This is a genomic window from Flavobacterium sp. GNP010 (genome assembly GCF_056428945.1).
Genome location: NZ_JBWJVK010000008.1, coordinates 98,449 through 117,375, shown reverse-complemented (window position 1 = coordinate 117,375; position 18,927 = coordinate 98,449). Strand labels below are relative to the sequence as shown.

The 18,927-nt window shown below is 35.1% G+C and carries 16 protein-coding genes; 4 read left to right on the top strand and 12 right to left on the bottom strand.

The features are described 5' to 3' along the window. The first annotated feature begins 166 nt into the window (after window positions 1-166). Both sucC and AC061C_RS05130 read left to right on the top strand, forming a co-directional pair. On the top strand, window positions 167-1,360 hold the full coding sequence (sucC, locus tag AC061C_RS05135) for an ADP-forming succinate--CoA ligase subunit beta (protein ID WP_417944342.1): 1,194 nt from the start codon (window positions 167-169) through the stop codon (window positions 1,358-1,360). Window positions 1,361-1,523: 163 nt separating this feature from the next. Continuing rightward, entirely contained in the window at window positions 1,524-3,089 is a 1,566-nt protein-coding gene (locus AC061C_RS05130; protein ID WP_478290292.1) for a protein adenylyltransferase SelO, read from the top strand. 31 nt (window positions 3,090-3,120) lie between these two features. On the opposite strand, the gene AC061C_RS05125 is transcribed toward AC061C_RS05130, so the two are convergent. The 5 genes from AC061C_RS05125 to AC061C_RS05105 form a co-directional block, all read right to left on the bottom strand. Next, a complete protein-coding gene (locus AC061C_RS05125; RefSeq protein WP_478290291.1) occupies window positions 3,121-3,642 on the bottom strand; it encodes a hypothetical protein in 522 nt (173 codons plus the stop codon). Window positions 3,643-3,720: 78 nt separating this feature from the next. Beyond that, window positions 3,721-4,377, bottom strand: a complete 657-nt coding sequence (locus AC061C_RS05120; RefSeq protein ID WP_478290290.1) for a Rossmann-fold NAD(P)-binding domain-containing protein — start codon at window positions 4,375-4,377, stop codon at window positions 3,721-3,723. Window positions 4,378-4,379: 2 nt separating this feature from the next. Then, a complete protein-coding gene (locus AC061C_RS05115; protein ID WP_309760843.1) occupies window positions 4,380-4,847 on the bottom strand; it encodes a DUF1456 family protein in 468 nt (155 codons plus the stop codon). A gap of 82 nt (window positions 4,848-4,929) precedes the next feature. Further along, complete coding sequence (locus AC061C_RS05110) at window positions 4,930-5,940, bottom strand: dipeptide epimerase (RefSeq protein ID WP_478290289.1); 1,011 nt, start codon at window positions 5,938-5,940, stop codon at window positions 4,930-4,932. A 26-nt stretch (window positions 5,941-5,966) separates the two neighbouring features. Continuing rightward, a complete protein-coding gene (locus AC061C_RS05105) occupies window positions 5,967-6,788 on the bottom strand; it encodes an alpha/beta hydrolase (protein WP_478290288.1) in 822 nt (273 codons plus the stop codon). Window positions 6,789-6,844: 56 nt separating this feature from the next. On the opposite strand from AC061C_RS05105, the gene AC061C_RS05100 reads away from it, so the two are divergent. Then, window positions 6,845-7,246 (top strand): excinuclease ABC subunit B, encoded by a 402-nt coding sequence (locus tag AC061C_RS05100; RefSeq protein WP_478290287.1) that lies wholly within the window; start codon window positions 6,845-6,847, stop codon window positions 7,244-7,246. On the opposite strand, the gene uvrB is transcribed toward AC061C_RS05100, so the two are convergent. The 5 genes from uvrB to rlmF form a co-directional block, all read right to left on the bottom strand. After that, window positions 7,243-9,234, bottom strand: a complete 1,992-nt coding sequence (gene uvrB, locus AC061C_RS05095) for an excinuclease ABC subunit UvrB (protein WP_417972081.1) — start codon at window positions 9,232-9,234, stop codon at window positions 7,243-7,245. The genes AC061C_RS05100 and uvrB overlap by 4 nt on opposite strands. Window positions 9,235-9,363: 129 nt before the next feature. Then, on the bottom strand, window positions 9,364-12,804 hold the full coding sequence (locus AC061C_RS05090; protein WP_478290286.1) for a TonB-dependent receptor domain-containing protein: 3,441 nt from the start codon (window positions 12,802-12,804) through the stop codon (window positions 9,364-9,366). Window positions 12,805-12,963: 159 nt separating this feature from the next. Beyond that, the gene (locus AC061C_RS05085) at window positions 12,964-14,076 is read right to left on the bottom strand and encodes a FecR family protein (protein WP_478290285.1); all 1,113 of its coding nucleotides are present in this window, start codon (window positions 14,074-14,076) and stop codon (window positions 12,964-12,966) included. Between the two features lie 88 nt (window positions 14,077-14,164). Further along, the gene (locus AC061C_RS05080) at window positions 14,165-14,776 is read right to left on the bottom strand and encodes an RNA polymerase sigma factor (protein ID WP_478290284.1); all 612 of its coding nucleotides are present in this window, start codon (window positions 14,774-14,776) and stop codon (window positions 14,165-14,167) included. Between the two features lie 390 nt (window positions 14,777-15,166). After that, window positions 15,167-16,126 carry a 23S rRNA (adenine(1618)-N(6))-methyltransferase RlmF gene (rlmF, locus tag AC061C_RS05075; RefSeq protein WP_478290283.1) on the bottom strand — a complete coding sequence of 320 codons (960 nt, stop codon included), beginning with the start codon at window positions 16,124-16,126 and terminating at the stop codon, window positions 15,167-15,169. A gap of 156 nt (window positions 16,127-16,282) precedes the next feature. Here rlmF and AC061C_RS05070 point away from each other — a divergent pair, with 156 nt between their 5' ends. Next, window positions 16,283-17,149: an alpha/beta fold hydrolase gene (locus AC061C_RS05070; protein WP_478290282.1), complete on the top strand. Its 867-nt coding sequence runs from the start codon at window positions 16,283-16,285 to the stop codon at window positions 17,147-17,149. Window positions 17,150-17,152: 3 nt separating this feature from the next. Here the strand turns inward: AC061C_RS05070 and AC061C_RS05065 are convergent, their stop codons facing one another. Beyond that, a complete protein-coding gene (locus tag AC061C_RS05065) occupies window positions 17,153-17,815 on the bottom strand; it encodes a thiamine diphosphokinase (protein WP_309757700.1) in 663 nt (220 codons plus the stop codon). 259 nt (window positions 17,816-18,074) lie between these two features. Further along, window positions 18,075-18,896, bottom strand: coding sequence for a DUF4249 domain-containing protein (locus tag AC061C_RS05060; RefSeq protein WP_478290281.1), 822 nt, complete (start codon window positions 18,894-18,896; stop codon window positions 18,075-18,077). Window positions 18,897-18,927 lie beyond the last annotated feature (31 nt).

Genomic DNA, 18,927 nt, shown 5'->3' with positions numbered 1-18,927 from the left:
ATTAATTATTATAATTTATCGTTTGGTGAGAATGGTTTCATATCGTCAGGTTGGTCTCATTTTGACCTATATTTAATTGAAAAAAAAATAACAGTTACATTTAATTTTGCTATTTTTGTGCCACTTTTAAACTGAAAAAATTCAGAAGCCAGACAAATTCTATATTATGAACATACACGAATATCAAGGAAAAGAGATTTTAGCTAGCTACGGAGTTCGCATTCAACGCGGAATCGTTGCTAATAGTCCTGTAGAAGCGGTTGCTGCTGCAAAACAATTAACAACCGAAACGGGTACAAGTTGGTATGTTGTAAAAGCCCAAGTTCATGCCGGTGGACGTGGAAAAGGTGGTGGAGTAAAACTTGCCAAAAACTTACAACAAGTAGAAGAGATTTCAGAGCAAATCATCGGAATGCAATTGATTACTCCTCAAACTTCTGCTGAAGGTAAAAAAGTACACAAAGTTTTAATTGCTGAGGATGTTTATTACCCTGGTGAAAGTGAAACTTCTGAGTTTTATGTTTCTGTTTTATTGAATAGAGCTACAGGTCGTAACATGATTATGTATTCTACTGAAGGTGGAATGGATATTGAAGAAGTTGCAGAACATACTCCACATTTAATCTTTACGGAAGAAATTGATCCTTCTGTTGGATTACAAGGTTTTCAAGCAAGAAGAATTGCTTTTAACCTAGGTCTTTCTGGAAATGCTTTCAAAGAAATGGTAAAATTCATCGACTCTTTGTACAATGCATACATTGGATCTGATGCTTCGATGTTTGAAATCAATCCGGTTTTAAAAACATCCGATAATAAAATTATGGCTGTAGATGCTAAAGTAAATATCGATGATAATGCTTTATACAGACAAAAGAAATATGCTGACATGCGCGACGTTCGTGAGGAAAATCCAATCGAAGTAGAAGCAAAAGAAGTAGGATTAAACTATGTAGATCTTGACGGAACCGTAGGATGTATGGTAAACGGAGCTGGATTAGCAATGGCAACTATGGATTTAATCAAGTATGCTGGTTTTGAGCCTGCTAACTTCCTTGACGTGGGTGGAACTGCTGATGCAAAACGTGTTGAAACTGCTTTCCGTATAATCTTAAAAGATCAAAACGTAAAAGCAATTTTGATTAATATTTTTGGTGGAATCGTTCGTTGTGACCGTGTGGCTCAAGGAGTTGTTGATGCTTATAAAAATATGGGTGACGCAATCAAAGTGCCAATTATTGTTCGTTTACAAGGTACTAATGCAGCAATCGCAAAAGAATTAATAGATAATTCAGGAATGCCAATTTTATCTGCAGTTGAATTTCAAGAAGCAGCAGATCAAGTAAAAGCAGCACTTTCTTAAGTATTAAAATTTTTATATTTCAAAAACCTGTTTGAGTAATCAAACAGGTTTTTTTAGTTTAAAGGCGTTCCTATTACTAAGGAGAACAAATCATAATATTACTCGAAAGTGTAAAGTTTTATTGTAAGCAACGATTATCTTTGTTTTCTAATTGCTACAACTCATGAAACTCAAGATACAAAATAATTTTATAACTAATTTACCCGCTGATCCTGATCTTGAAAATAGTCCAAGACAAGTAAAAAAAGCATGTTATTCCTATGTTGCTCCGACCAAACCTTCTAATCCGAGTTTAATTCATGCGAATGGCGACATGGCTACTACACTCGGACTTTCAGATGAAGATGTACTTTCCTCTGATTTTTTAAATACGTTTTCAGGAACCTCCATTTATCCCAATACCAAGCCTTTTGCCTTGTGCTATGCTGGACATCAATTTGGGAATTGGGCTGGACAATTGGGTGATGGCCGCGCTATAAATCTCACTGAAGTAGTTCATGAAGATAAGACATACACTTTACAACTAAAAGGTGCTGGGCCTACACCATATTCTAGAACAGCCGATGGTTTTGCGGTATTGCGCTCCTCCATTAGAGAATATTTATGCGCCGAAGCCATGCATTATTTGGGAGTTCCTACGACACGTTCGCTGTCGCTAATGCTTTCGGGCGATCCTGTGTTGCGCGATGTGTTGTATAACGGAAATCCAGCGTATGAAAAAGGTGCTATTGTTTGTAGAGTGGCGCCATCGTTTATTCGTTTTGGAAGTTTCGAAATATTGGCTTCGCAAAATGATCTTGTTAATCTCAAATTACTTACTGATTTTACCATTAAACACCATTTTCCAGCTATCACAAGTGAAGGAGCCGAGAAATATCTTGCGTTTTTTGCTGCAGTTGCTGAATCTACAAGAAAAATGATTATCGAATGGCAACGCGTAGGCTTCGTTCATGGTGTAATGAATACCGATAATATGTCTATTCACGGTATCACGATAGATTATGGACCGTACGGCTGGTTAGAAGATTACAATGCTGGCTGGACGCCAAATACTACCGACAGACAACATAAAAGATACCGCTTTGGCAACCAACCTGAAATTGCTTTGTGGAATTTGTACCAATTGGCGAATGCTTTGTATCCACTGATTGAAGATGCAAAACCGCTAGAAAATATTCTGGAAAAGTTTAGCATTGATTATGAGAGCGAATATTTGATAATGATGCAAAATAAACTTGGCCTTCAAGACAAGAAAGAAAGTGACTTGCTTTTAGTTGGCGTTTTGGTAGAATTATTGGAAAAAGTAGAAACAGATATGACAATTTTCTTTAGAAATTTGAGTACTGTTTCAAAAGATGATTCCGTTACAATCGCTTTCAATGCTATCAAAGATGCTTTTTACAATGAAAAGGATTTAAATGAAAATGTAATGAAGGAATGGTACGATTGGTTGGAGCGGTACAGCATTCGAATTAATGAAGAAAAACTTTTAGATACAGAAAGAAAAGAGCAGATGAATTTAGTTAATCCAAAATACGTCCTGCGAAATTATATGTCGCAGTTGTGTATTGATGACGCGGATAAAGGAGATTATGACTTATTGAAAGAATTATTCGAAATGCTCAAAAATCCATATGACGAACAACCCCATCTTCAAAAATGGTTTGCCAAAAGACCCGATTGGGCTAGAGATAAAGTAGGATGTTCGATGTTAAGTTGTAGTTCTTAAAATGGGATTTAAAAATTATTTAAAACAGATTCTATTTAACTCCTATGGCTTCATGACCTCTTAATAAAATCTTATTTTTATTTTCTAAATTTTCTTTGGTTTTACCCAAGATGTTGATAATGTCAAATTTGGCAGTACTCTCTCTTAGGTTATAAAATTCTTCTGAATTAGTAACTTCAACTTTTAAAATATAGTTGCGGTCTAATTTGAAAGTATCAATATTGTCTTTTATAAATGCTCCATTTACCATATAAATGACGTCGTTACTTTTAATTTTTGTAAATTCAGTTTTGATTTTTTCTAAAGTTAGAAAGTCGTATTTCTTAGAGTTTTTAGAAGTAATGTAAAGCTGACCATGAAACAAAACAGCATTTATTATGGTGTCCTTTTTAATAACATTCACAGATTCAATTTCATTTGGGTTGATATATTCAATTGCATTTCTTGCAATTAAGTTAGAATCAATAAACACCGCTGGTTCTTCAGTTTTAGTGTTTTGTCCAAAAAATAGTGTTGTAAAAAATAATGTGTTAAGGATAAAGAGGCATTTCATATTGGAAGGTGTGAATTCTTTGATACATACTAAATATACAAAAAATCCTGAACTCTCATTCAGGATTTTGCAATTGTATTACTTTCCAATTTCTTGAATCGCATCCGATTCATATATTTTGAAACCAGTGTCGTTTCTTTGAGCTATTTTAAACATTGCTTTTGCAACAGTTTTACCTTCAATCGCCTTATATTTTTTCAAGTTGCCTTGAAACACAAATGAAAACGTTTGCATGAAAAAGGCACCTACTTTTTCACCGAATCTAAATTCTGCTCGGTTTCCTAAAAGAAGAGAAGGCTGCAGTACAGCAACGCTTTGGAATTCGCAATTTTTGAGAAAATGTTGAATGTCTCCTTTGGTTTTCAAATAGAAATTACTTGATTTTGGATTGGCATTTAAAGAGGAAATTATCAGAAAATTTTTAACCTTGTTTTGTCTTGCAAAATTGGCAAACTGTCGCGGATATTCATAATCTACTTTTCTGAATGCGCTTTGACTTCCTGCTTTTTTGATCGTTGTGCCAATCGTGCAAAAGAAATCGTCCCCTATAACAAGATTTTCATAAGTTTCTGGCTTATCAAAATCAATACCGTATTGTGTTAATTTGGGATGACGGATTCCTAAATCTCTTTTTACGAAAGTCACCACCTGAGTATACTCTGGACTCTTTAAAAGAATTTTCAATAGTTCAGAGCCTATTAGACCAGTGCTACCAATTACTAACGCCGTTTTCACGGTTAGGATTTGCTGCCTTTACCGAAATTAAATTTCACTTTCTCTACAACTTGTATTTTAGAATTACCTTTGGGATATTGTTTTTTTGAATTATTCTTGGTTGCAGGTTTTTTCTTGGAAGGCGCTTCATCACCTCGAGAACGCTCTTCGTCTCTTGGTTTGGCTTTAAATTCTGGTCGCTCTTTTACACTGTCTTTCGCTGGAATTTGTGCTTTGTGCTTGGCTAAAACATCATTTGGATTTTTTGGATTTTCTTTGGTTCCACGCAAGTGAATAACCAATCCATTCAGAAAATTACGCAACACTTGATCACCACATTCCATGTAATTTTCATGTTTTTCATCCCGAAAAAAAGCACCTAGCTCTGATTTGGTTATTCTAAAATCTACTAATTCTAATATTTCAACTATTTGATCGTCACGCAACATAAGTGCAACGCGAAGTTTTTTAAAGATATCGTTATTTGTCATCATCATAATTTTTTACAAAGGTACGTTTTAAAAGCAATTACAACACAATTTTAGTTTTAGAATTGGTTTGATGATAAAATATTTAAAGTAAAATTACGCCGGTCCCATTGTGTTCAGAATAGATAGTTTTTCCAAAATTGAGCGTAATTCCGGTAGCAATATCTTCGGCTAAAAGCAATGCGCCGTCCATATCTACGTAATCCAATTGCGGTAATAAGTGAGCTATTGCTGATATCCCCACCGTAGATTCCGTCATGCAACCTACCATTGTTTTCATGCCTAGCTGTTTGGCTTCTTGAATCATGCGTCTGCCTGGAGTTAAGCCGCCACATTTGGCTAATTTTATATTCACTCCATGAAAATGATGTTGACACTTTGCGACATCCGTTTCAATGATACAGCTTTCATCAGCGATGATTGGTAAAACAGTATGCTTGTAAACTTCCTTGTGTCCTGCCCAATCATCAGCTTTTAATGGTTGTTCTAAAAATTCGACACCTAATTTTTTTAATTCGATGGCGTTAGTGATAGTCTCATCAACTGTCCAGCCGCAATTAGCGTCTATACGAAAAACAGCATCAGTATGTTTTCTAAGAGCAGTAACAATAGCAATATCCTCTGGCGTTCCTAGTTTTATTTTATAAATTGGCCACGGCAGCTCTTTCATTTTTGCAATCATTTTTTCGATAGAAGCAATGCCAATGGTATAATCTGTCAATGGATTTTTATCGATAGTATAATTCCACAATTCGTATAGTTTTTTTCCTTTTTTACGCGCATACCAATCCGTGTAGGCCACATCGAGTGCGCATAGAGCAAACATATTATTCTGCAAATAGGGATGAATTTTTGTCCAAAATTCTTCTGGAGTATCGGTGGTACTCGCTTCAATTAATGGTCTGATTTTTTCTAAATCAGCACGCATCATTGTAACGGTAGTGTGGTAATAAGGGTTGGATGTGGATTCGCCGAAACCAGAAAACCCATCGCTCTTTAATTCAATAATTAAAGATGGCTGAAAGTCGATTGATTTTCTCGAAATCGTGAAGGTATGTTTTAATTTTAGGTTGTACTCTCTTAAAATCAGTTCCATAAAGTGTCTGTTTTATGTTGATGTCATTAATAACCAAGCCATAAAATCGCTTGAACAAATCCATCGCGCCATAGTTTTTCATTGTGTTGACCGTCTTTTACAATTTTTTTATGGTTCAAGTTCAAACAATAGCATCTGTTGGAATTCAGCAGGTATTCCATTTTGTTCAAATCAGAAACCATATCGTCACTTTCCTTGTCACCGCAAAGAAAATAGATTTTTGCTTTTGTCTTTTTTGATTGTTCCATCAGGGTATAAATGTCTTTCGAGAACCAAAAAGAAGGCGAAAACACTCCTGCTTTGCCAAATATTTCTGGGTATTTTAAAACCGCATAAAAAGAATTCAAACCACCGAGCGAACTTCCCATGATAAGCGTATGCTTTTTGTCGGGTTTGGTTTTGTAGTTTTTGTCTACGTATGGTTTTAACGTTTTTACGATAAAAGCTAAATAATTATCTGCTTTTCCACCGCCATATTTTTCATTCTTGAAAGGCGTTAATTCTTCCATACGGGTATCATTTCCATGCTCGATTCCTATAATAATAACGGGTGCATTTAGACTGTCTAATTTTTCATCAACGTTCCATTCGCCAGCATACGATGTTTTGGCATCAAATAAATTTTGCGCGTCATGCATGTAAATGACTGAGAATTTCTTTTTTGAATTGGCATAATTTTTAGGCAAATACATCCAAATTTTCTTTGTACCATTCAATTGTGGAGCGTCAATTGTAAAAGTGGAAACTTGCTTTGTAGCAGTGCTCCCAATATTTTGCAGTGCCTCTTGTGCATTTATTATTACGGGTATTAAAATAAAGAATAGGAGTAGGAACGTATTTCGGATCATTATTAGTTTTTGTGTTTTAAATTAAAAACAATATTTTAGCTAAAAATAATAATTTGATGAATACATTCGAAGAAAAGAGAAGTTTACTTTTAGAGATGATTGCGTTTTCTACTGTTGATGGACAATTGCACAAACGAGAATATGATTTCTTAGTCATTATTGCTCAAGAATTACAGATAAATAAAGACGAATTTAATCAGTTTTTTCATGAAGAGGCACCACAAATACCTATTAAAACAGAGTTTTTGCGTATTCAACAGTTTTACAGACTAGCATTATTAATGTACTGTGACGGAATTTTGCATGAAAAAGAAATGATTACTCTTCAGCAAATTGCAATAAATATGGGATTGAATCCGACAGCAACAAAAAGAGTTCTTAAATTGATGCAAAACGCACCAAACGCAATTATTGACGGAGCAGTTTTGTTGAATGTTTTTCAGGAGCAGTATAATTAAGTCAATTGTCCTTGCAACGCTTTTATTTCATCACGTAATTTAGCCGCTTGCATAAAGTCTAATTCTTTAGCAGATTTTTCCATTGATTTCCTTTTTTCACGAATCAGTTTTTCAATTTCAGGTTTTGATAGGTATAGGTTTTCTGGTTCTGCGGCAGCGTTCAAGGAGTTTCCTAACTCGTAATCCACTAGCGGGTTTTTTGTAAAGGCACTTTCTATCTTTTTGTTTAAAGCCTGCGGAGTTAAATTATTTGCAGTATTGTAATTAATCTGTTTGGTTCTGCGATAGGTAGTTTCATCAATCGTTTTTTGCATACTATTGGTAATTTTATCAGCATACATAATTGCTTTTCCATTCAAATTTCTCGCAGCACGGCCAATGGTTTGTGTAAGCGAGCGATGGCTTCTTAGAAAACCCTCTTTATCTGCGTCTAAAATGGCCACCAACGAAACTTCCGGTAGATCCAGACCTTCACGAAGTAAATTGACACCAATTAGCACATCAAAAATTCCTTTTCGTAAATCTTGCATAATTTCTATTCGTTCCAAAGTATCTACTTCAGAGTGAATGTAACGGCAACGAATATTGACTTTAGTTAAATATTTGGCTAGTTCTTCGGCCATTCTTTTGGTTAAAGTCGTCACTAAAACACGCTCGTCAATTTCGGCTCGAACCTGAATTTCTTCAATTAAATCATCTATTTGGTTTAAGCTTGGTCGAATTTCAATAATGGGATCTAATAAACCTGTAGGACGAATTACCTGCTCGACAACCACTCCTTCGGTTTTCTGTAATTCATAATCAGCTGGCGTTGCGGATACGTATATGACTTGATTCTGCATGGCTTCGAACTCTTCAAACTTCAACGGACGATTGTCCATCGCAGCAGGAAGTCGAAAACCATATTCAACTAAATTTTCTTTTCGGCTTCTGTCTCCGCCATACATAGCGCTTACTTGTGAAAGCGTTACATGGCTTTCATCGACCACCATCAAATAATCTTTTGGGAAATAGTCTAGCAAGCAAAACGGTCTAGTTCCAGGCAAACGTCCGTCAAGATAACGGGAGTAATTTTCGATACCCGAACAATACCCCAATTCTCGGATCATTTCTAAATCAAAATTGGTACGTTCTTCCAAACGTTTCGCTTCTAGATGTTTTCCTATTTCCTTAAAATAATCCACTTGTTTGACTAAATCTTGTTGGATTTCCCAAATTGCATTTTGCAATACATCTGGCGAAGTCACAAACATATTAGCGGGATAAATAGTCAGTCTTTCAAATTTCTCAAGTACTTGAGAATTCTTGGTGTCAAAGCTTTCGATCTCCTCAATTTCATCACCAAAAAAATGAATACGGTAGGCTTCATCAGCGTAACTAGGGTACACATCAACAGTGTCTCCTTTAATCCTGAAACTTCCAGGATTAAAATCGGCTTCAGTTCTAGAATATAAACTTTGCACCAATTGATGTAATAATTTGGTACGAGAAATAATCTGGCCTTTCTCAATTGGAATTAGATTTTTTTGAAATTCTATCGGGTTTCCAATACCGTACAAACAAGAAACCGATGCTACCACTAAAATATCTCTACGTCCAGAAAGTAGTGAAGCGGTGGTTGACATTCGCATTTTTTCCAGCTCTTCATTGATGGATAAATCTTTTTCAATGAAAACGCCTGTAACGGGCATAAAAGCTTCGGGTTGGTAATAGTCGTAGTATGAAACAAAATATTCGACAGCATTATTCGGGAAAAATTGCTTGAATTCCGAGTATAATTGTGCTGCCAAAGTTTTGTTATGTGCCAAAACTAATGTTGGTCTTTGTACTTCTTGGATCACATTGGCCACCGTAAATGTTTTTCCGGATCCTGTAACTCCTAAAAGCGTTTGGAACTGATCTCCATCAACTATTCCTTGTGCTAATTTGGCGATGGCTTGCGGTTGGTCGCCTTTTGGCTGGTAATCAGATACTACTTGGAAATTCATTTAAAACAAGGGACAAAGGTTAAGAGAGATACAAAGGTACAAAGTTTGGATTCTTTTTTTTCTAAACTTTTTGCCAAAAAAAAACCATCCCGATATCACAGGATGGTTTCATTAGAGAAATATAAATTATTAGAAACTGAAGCTTAACCTAGCGAAAAGAAATCTTCCGTTTTGACCAAATTGAGAGGTGTTTCTTGAATATGCAAATTGATTTGCATTTGATAAATCGATTGTAGTAGCTGGATTATAGGCAACATTACCATTTGAATCCAAACCAGTTAAATTAGGATTTGCAATGTTTGTAGGTCTTTTTGCTGAAATTGGACCTAAATTCATATCGGGATAAATATCAAAAATATTATTAGCTCCAATTACAATTTTCGCTGCCTCAGTTATTTTGAAGCCTACAGATAAATCAGTAATGATTTTTGCTGCCCAAGTAGGATGCTCGTTTTCTACTGCTCTTCCATTTACCACTATTGCTCCAACGGATCCGTCACCATTGACATCAACAGTATTTGGGTCTGTCACTTTACCAAAATATACATTTCTCAAAAAGAAATCGAATTTTTTGTATGTAAATGAGTTGGTTAAATTTCCTTTAACTCTTGGAATGGCTTCTTCTAAATAGATTCTGCTCATTTCAGAGAAATAGCGGTTTATTTGACCATTAGCAACCAAGGTAGGCGATCCTTGTATAGTACCTACTTGTCTTGTTTGAGAAAAAGTAGTAGCTAAATCAGATTTGATCACTATGGCTCCTAAATTTAGTTTATGTGTTATAATGATATCAATTCCTTTAGATTCTGTACTAATAGCATTGGCAAAAAAGGTTGCCGCATTTGCTCCAGCGAGATCAAATTGTAATTGAAGTTCTCTCTGTGGTGTTCCGTCAGCAAATGTGCCCGATGGACGAGAAAATTGATCCGTCAAAGTTACTCGGTCATCTATTCTTACAATATAAGCATCGGCAGTCAAAGTAATGTTTCCCTCTGGAATCTTAGCGGTAAAACCAATACTAGCACTTTTAGATTCTTCTTGTTTCAATTGCGGAATTCCAAGGGCTTTAGCTGCTGGGGAATCATTACTAAATGTACTTACTTCAAATGGTACACCACCAACAAATTGTGTCGCGGTAGCGTTAAAATTTATTTGATGTAAAGAAGGAGCGCGAAAACCAGTGGAAACGGCACCACGCACATTAATGTTGTCTGTTAGTTTATAACGACTGGCAACTTTAAAATTAGTAGTGTTTCCAAAATCAGAATAGTTTTCAAAACGAACGGCTCCGTTCACTAACCATTTTTCTGTAACATCATATTCAAGATCTCCATAGATAGCGGCACTGTTACGACCTTTGTCAACAGCATTTGCTGGCCTGAAACCTGGAAATACTTGGGAGCCATTTCCTCTAATAGATCCAAAGAAATCAGTTACGATCAAATTAGCAGGAGTTACTCCTGGTAAAGCTACATTACCGTTTATATCATATAAATTATATGATTCTGGTTGTCCTGCACTAATACTATAGTTTTCATTGCGGTATTCAGCTCCAAAAGCAACGTTCAAATCACCAAATTTTTGATTCATGTCAAAATTAGTTGTGTTTTGGTTAAAGGCTAATCCACCTGCATCAAAAGTAGTTGGAGAGTTTTCTCTCATGGAAGAATTGACGGTATTTTCAACGCCATAATCAAAACTGTTTCTACCAAAAGTATTACTTAAGTCAAAATTCCAATTACCAAAGATAGTACCTCTCAACCCTGCTGCTGCTGAAATGTCGTTAATTGTAGAATGGATTTCAGGTAAAAAACCATTTGGATACAAACCGGTATACGATCTGGCTTGATTTGGTCTTCTGTAAAATCCAGCAGCTTCACCAGTTCTATAGCTGCTACCTCCAAAAGCGTATAGCTCTAGCTTGTCATTTATTGGATAAGCAGCATTAACAAAGAATTGTGAGCTTTGTAGTGATGATTGACCTACTCGCATATTAAAACCATTTCGTACTAAACCTCTAAAGGCTAGTTCGTCAGTTGTGGCATCAATTCCTAATAAAGTTCTCATTCCCGGTAAATTCCCTGATGTAGCAGCATTTTGGATTGCAGTTTTTGTTGCTGCATCAAAATAACTTACTTGTTGCGCATACGTATTAATTGTGTTCAGCAAACCGTTGTAAAAACCAGGGGTAGGGTTTAACGTATTTGCATACAAACTATTAATGTTAATACCTGCAATTCTGGCTCTTTCTTCAACAGCATTGTATCTGTTAAATAAATTTCCTGTAACTTCTTTAGCACGACTTGTTTGACCTCTTAACTGAGCACTTGCCGTAACATTAATGAAACTTTTTTCCTTTCCTAAATTTGTTCCGTAGTTCAAGTCAATTTGGATGTTGTTTCCATCATTTCCACCGGTATGGTCGTTAGCATTTTTAGAAAAATGACTCCCACCAAAAAGATTTATTTCTAATTTTTTAGTGTCTTTTTTCATGTTGATGTTGATTACACCAGCAATAGCATCTGAGCCATATTGAGCTGAAGCCCCATCTCTTAATACTTCAATTTTTTCGATAGCAAAAGCAGGAATGGAATTCAAGTCGGTACCTACAGCACCTCTACCTGGTGATCCATTGATATTTACTAAAGAAGAGGTATGACGTCGTTTTCCATTTAACAAAACTAAAACTTGGTCTGGACCTAAACCTCTTAATTGCGCAGGGTCAATGTGATCTGTTCCATCAGCTACAGTGGTTGTATTTGATGTAAAAGAAGGCGCAACCATATTTAAAATCTGATTCAAATTCGTTTGAGCACCTTGTGAAGCGATCTCTTTCATGCTGATAACATCAATTGGCACTGCAGATTCTGTTACTGTTCTGGCGGCATTCCGGGAACCGATTACGACAACATCTTGCAACGTTTCTCCACTTCCCGTCAAAGTAACATTTAATGTTGTTCCGGTTACGGTTACGGATTTAGTTTCTAATCCCACATAAGAAAATTGCAAAACGTCTCCAATTTCAGCATTGATGGTGTAACTCCCATCGATATCTGTTGTTGTGCCTTTTTTAGTTCCTTTTACAAGAACGGTTACGCCAGGTAAAGATTCTCCTTTTTCATCAACAACGCGGCCTTTAATGATTTCAACCACTGCGTTTTGATTTAAAATTGAGATAAATTCTCCATTACTTCCTGTTTTAGCAATTTCTTCTTTTTGTAAAATAATTTGATTGCTAACTTCAGTATAATTAATTTTTAATGGTTTTAAAATGCGATTTAGTACACTTGATAATGCTTCATTATTAGCATAAACACTCACTTTTTGGTTCAATTGTGACATTCTCGAATTAAACGAAAATTTCACATGTGCTAATTTTTCAAGTTTAGTCAATGCAGTATTTAAGTTCAAATCGGTCACGGTAATAGTTACCTTTGTGTCCAGTTTTTTTTGACCTCTGATATTGTTCGCTATTGTTACACTTGAAAAGACAAGCGCTAAAACAAATTGAAATAAGGTTATTTTCATAATTCGAATTAGTAGTCGTTGTTTAAGGACGGTTTTTTTCATAGTTTTGGTCTGTTTTTATTAATATTTGTTAGTTAGGGTATTGATAGAACACTGCAATTACTCTTTACAGAGAGCGAATTGATTTTATTCTAGGCGTCGAGAATGTTACAGCATTTTCGGCGCTTTTTTATTGTATTGTTTTAATTCATTGGCGAGTTGCTATTCGTTACATCCGTCAGATATAATTTTAATTTGGTTTCCATTCATTTCATAACTCGTATTGTTACCAATGCTTTTGCAAATGATTTTTAATTTTTCTGGTAAAGGCTGATCGCTTAAAGAGGTAGTGAGGTAGCAATTATTTAATTTTGTTTGAGGGAAATCAATTTTCACTAAATACGCCTGCTCAATAGTTTTGAAAATTTGTGAAACAGGAATGTCTGTAAATTCAAATCCTAATTGCTCTATATTACTTGTGGAACGACTCAATGATTCATCCTGTGTGATGTCAGTAATCTTATTAAAACTTAAGCTTTTTCGAACGAATCGCAAAGCTTGATTCGGTAATAAAACAATCAGTTGGTCTTTTGGGTTGGAGATTAATTCATTAGATCTTACTTTTACTTTTCCAGTTCGAACCACCACTTCCACATTCGGCTGATTAGCGTATGCTTTTATTTTAAAACTGGTTCCTACTACTTTTGTAACTATTTCATTCGCAAAGACGAAAAATGGTTTTTTAGGATCTTTACTGATTTCGAAAAAACCTTCACCAGAGAGGTATACTTTTCTTTCATTGCCCACAAATATTTTAGGATAACTTAGTTTACTGTTGGGTTGAAGTAAAACAGAACTACCATCGGATAATGTTATAATTTGTGGTTTGTCTGAATTGTTAGTTTGCTCAACCAAACCTTCGTCATTTTCGTTTATAAGTTCACTGTATGTCAGTGCAGCGTTTTCAGAAGTGTTGCTTTGATTGTATAGCCAGCCTGTTAAAAGGCTTATAATCAAAACTGCGGCTACTCCATTAAACCATCTTTTTCTCAAAAGTTTAAGAACTGGTTTCTCCTTTTTATTTCCTTCTGTTCTTTCAATTTTTCCCCAAGTAGCTTCTAGAGCATATTGAACGTCATCCTCAGCTAAATCATCATTAGGAACGTTCATCGCTAAAAGCCATAATCTGGATTCTTCAACCAATTTAGCACGACTGGAATTTTCTAAAGTCCATTCTTCCCATTCTAGTTGGTCGTCTTTAAAACACACCCATAATCGGAATGATTCATCAGCTAAAAAGTGTTCTATCTCGGTATAATTATTACGGTGTTGCATCAAAAAAAGGGTTACAATTATATAGAGGACAATTTTTTTAATTGATACTCACTAAATGGTATTTTTTTTTGGATTTATTTTTGGAAGACTAGAACGCCAATGAAAACAGCATTAAAATGCAACAGATTGTTCCTTTCCAATCTTTGCGTAAGCTTAACAGTGCCCGGTGCAAAAGATTGTTTGCTGATTGATAATTAATGTTAAGTGTATCAGCAATTTGGTCTACTGAGAGTTCTTGGGTGTAACGAAGGTATAAAGCCTCTTTTTGTCGAGAAGGCAAATCATTAATCAGTTGATTGAGATGTGACACTTTAGAAGCTGTAGTTTCATCAGAAATAAGTTCGTGTTCTATTGAAAAATCAAATAAAAATTCAATCGTATCTACAGAAGAGCTTAGCCTAAAAATACGATCTCGTTCTTGTGATCTGGTAATTCGCTTGCGAACACAGGCTAATAAGTAGGCTTTTACAACCACTTTATCACTCAATTTGTCTCTGTAAATCCATAGATCTGTAAAAACATCTTGCACACAGTCTTGTACTTTTTCAGGATAAGGAAATAAGGAGTTTCCATACCGTACTAAATGAGAATAATGTCTTTTAAAAAGTACTGAAAACGCATCTTTATTCCCTTCTTTCAGGATGTTCCAAAGTGTGGAATCATCAAGTATTTCGGTAAGTAATAGTTGCTTTTCTACCATTTAGTTTAATTTAGATCATTTTTTAAAATAAATAATCTTAAAAGAGTACTTAAGTTTTTTTAGGTGTAATAGTGTGATTTTTAGTTGTCTTTTTGATGCATCGTTATAGAAATGTATTTATAATTATTTAAATAAATACGTATCAAATCTAATTAAAATTATGTTAATAATTGATTTTTGTTTAATATATTGTAAAAAAAAATAACTATTTAGGAATAGTTATTTTTTTTTGGAAAATAAATTTTGGAAAATTTAAATATTGATTTAAAAATAGAAGTTTTTAAAGGGCTTCCTTTTAAATGAATAATTAGAAAATGTATCGTTACAAATTGATTTTCAAGACTATCAAATATGATTGGTGGGATGAAATATTCAGGTGATAAGGCGTTTTTATTCGAATTTCCAGGCTTTTTGCTGTGCTGCACTTAAAAAAGTCCAAGCTACAATTCGGCTTGTTTTTTGGCCTTGAGCCATATCAATGGTTTTAATTTCGACAGCGCTGACTTTGTTTAATGTTTTGTATAGACTAGAGAGATTTTCTTTTTTTGAGACTAAAGTCGTAAACCACAAACATTGCATTGGATATTTGGCACTTTCATATATCATCTGAGTCACGAAACCCAATTCGCCACCTTCACACCACAATTCGGCATTATGACCACCAAAATTTAAAATAGGTTTAGTTGTTTTAGTAGCAGCACTCTGGGATTCTAAATTATTTATTTTTCGCAATGTACTTTTGGTAGCCTCATCTTGTGACGCATGAAAAGGCGGGTTACAAATCGTGAAGGTAAATTTATCCTCGGGCGTAATTATATTTTTGAAAATAAAACGAGCTTCCGTTTGTTGCTGCAAACTGATTGCATCAATTAATTTTGGATTTTCTTCAATGATCGCGCTACAGTTTTCTATAGCAAGCACATCAATATCGGTTCCCACAAAACTCCAACCGTAAGCTGAATTTCCTATAATAGGATAAATGCAGTTGGCACCTACACCAATATCTAATCCTTGAACGGTTTCGCCTTGAGGAATGTTTCCGTTGTTGCTTGAAGCCAATAAATCTGCTAAGTAGTGAATGTAATCAGCTCTTCCTGGAATTGGCGGACACAAATAGTTTTTAGGGATATCCCAATTTTGAATATTGTAATGGTACAATAACAACGCTTTGTTAAGTGCTTTTACAGCATCAGGATTACTGAAATTGATGGTTTCTATTTGGTGTTCATTTACAGCGACAAAAGTTTTTAATTCTGGTGATTTTATGATTAATTGCTCAAAATCATATCCAAATTTATCAAGATTTCTTGGGTGTAAATTCGTCTTTTCGGTAATCGTTTTCGCTTTCATTTTCTTTATTTCGATGCAAATATAGGGATTCCAAAGTTGTAAATGCTTAAAGGCTATATTGACACGATAAATAGCTCAGAAATAAATCATAAAATAAAACAACGTGGTTTTTTTGAAGCTTAAAAACGGTTACTTTTATAAAAAATATCAGTAAATATGGTTTTTATTCCTGCAAAATTTCGTTTCAAGAAACGCTACATCGTTTATAGTTTTTTGGTCTTTTATATCATAATGTGTCAAGCTTGTATGACGATGCGCTATTCCAGTAAGGAAACGATTGCCTTTTTTGGAGCTTCGAAAACCGTTTTTTTAGATAAGAATGCTCTAGTTGACGGACACAATCTACATTATATAGAAACGGGTAATGCTCAAAAGCCCACGTTGATTTTTGTACACGGATCGCCAGGAAGTTGGAATGCTTTTAAAGAATATTTACAGGACACCACCTTGTTGAAGAAATACCGTATGATTGCTATTGATCGGCCGGGTTTTGGGTATAGTGATTTTGGGGATGCTCAAAATTTAACTGAGCAATCTCAAATAATAGGCTCCTTCATCAAACAAATCGATAATAAACAACCGATTATTCTTGTAGGACATAGCTATGGTGGTCCAATGGTGGCAAAGCTAGCTGCGGATCATCCTTCATGGTATAAACATGTTGTGATACTCTCTGGATCATTAGACCCTAAGGCCGAAAACCCAGAGCAATGGCGCACGGTCGTGAAATCAGTTCCGCTGCGATATTTAATCCCTGGTGCTTTGCGCCCTTCAAATGATGAATTGTGGTGGTTAAAAAAAGATTTATTTAGCTTAGCGCCTGACTTGAAAAAAATAACAAGTGCTGTCACAATTATTCATGGAACCAAAGATGCTTTAGTGCCGTTTAGCAATGTGGATTACATGAAAAAAAGCTTTGTAGCAGCCCAATCAATTGATACCATAGTTATTGATGAGGCCAATCATTTTATTCCGTGGAGTCATTATGAAATAGTGAGAAATGCATTATTGAAACTAGAGTAGATGCTAATCCAGACATTCCATCATCAATAAATCTCCTTCATCATGTGATATGGTAACGAGTCCATCTTGTGCAACGTGGTTGCTGCTTCCTGTGCGATATCCTATAGTTAGGCTGTCGTTTTTTAATGGATAAAATAAATTTTCAGAATGAATGCCCGTCACATTACCAATTGGAATTAACGAAATAGGCGTATTGGCAGTATACCATTTTTCGAATTTTTTGGGTAATAAAAAAACCTTAGAATGATCGTCTAGAATGACAATTTTTAATAGATTTCTGTATCTGGTAATGTTGGTGAGATTTGTAATCGTGTGATCTGCTCTTCGGCCAGTTGCCCAAACTACATTTACTGCCGGGATTTTTCTTTCTATTAAATAATCAAAGGCCTTTTCTAAGTCGGTTTTGTTTTGATCAGGCGTGTGAATAATTTCAATAGGATATTGCGATGTTTTGTAAATTTCAGGATCAAATCCTCTGTCAAAATCGCCTAAAAGAACATCGACTTTTATATCTAATTCCATCACGCGAACCATCGCTGAATCCAAAACGATAACGAGTGGAGACCATTCTAAAAGCTGCCCTAATAATTCTGGATTACAGGAAGCACCATTGGCAATAATTAATGCAGGTTCTTGATCGTCGCGTACGATATGGTGTGAAGACATGAGAATTTATATTTTATGAATTTTGAATTTTGATTTTCTGGTACGTTTACACGATAAATTTTTGACTTTAAAGTTAGTTAAAATATGTAAACAGGAAACGGCAACTTCACTTTAGCCCAGATGGGAATGAAAACCAAAAACAGGTTGTAAACTTTAGTTTTTTGACTGTAGAAGAGCGACCAAAGGAAGCTCCTTATACGGACTAAAAAACTGTTTAAAACCTGTTTTTGTTGAAGTGAACAGCTGGATAAGCTCCCAATTATTGAACAGTATAATTTCTAACATCGACTTCACTTAGGGAAAAATAGCCCAGTGGATAATTAGCCGAATCTGTAATATTGACAATATTTCCTCTAACTGTTGCAGACGGTGATTGAAAGGGTCCGCCGCCGCTATTACCAGCAATGCTTACTAAAATACTCATGTAATTGTAGTAGGCTTTTGAAATTCCAAAGTGGCTCACTTCGATAGTATCCTCTTTTTTTAGCTCGTCATTTTGTGATATACTAAAGAATTCGTTTCCGTTAAAAAACTCATCTTCATCTACGTAAAAATCTGATTTTTTTCTATTGGAATAGACATATTTATAAAGGTAATAATTGCTTACACCAGCGGGATCTTGATAATATGTTTTGATTTCTTTATTAGTTCCTGTAAAGCCTCCTTGATTGTTTTGAACGATTTTAGTAATACTAGCAACAGCCTGCAAGGTTTCTGAAGCAGTGTAGGTATTGCCTTTACTGATAACCGTGAGTGTGTATTTCTCGTTGATCGTTGGGACAAAATTTGAACAAACATATTCGCCTGTATTTGGAATTTCAACAAAGTTGAAAACAATATTGGCGCTATTTTTTATAGATACAGTTGCGCCTGATACTTTTGGGATTTCAGTACTGTAAAATCCAGAAGTAGTAGTTAGTTTTATTTTTTGTTGGTTTCCAGCAGTGCCTTTTCTCCAGTTGATAGCCGCTTCAATAACCAGTTTTGGTGCTGCATTTTCTAAATTTACGTCGATCACATCTTCACAACTTGTTGTAAAAAATGCGATGATTGCTATCAGATAAAGTGTTATTTTTTTCATGATGTTTTATTTATTTCCTCTCTTTAAGATA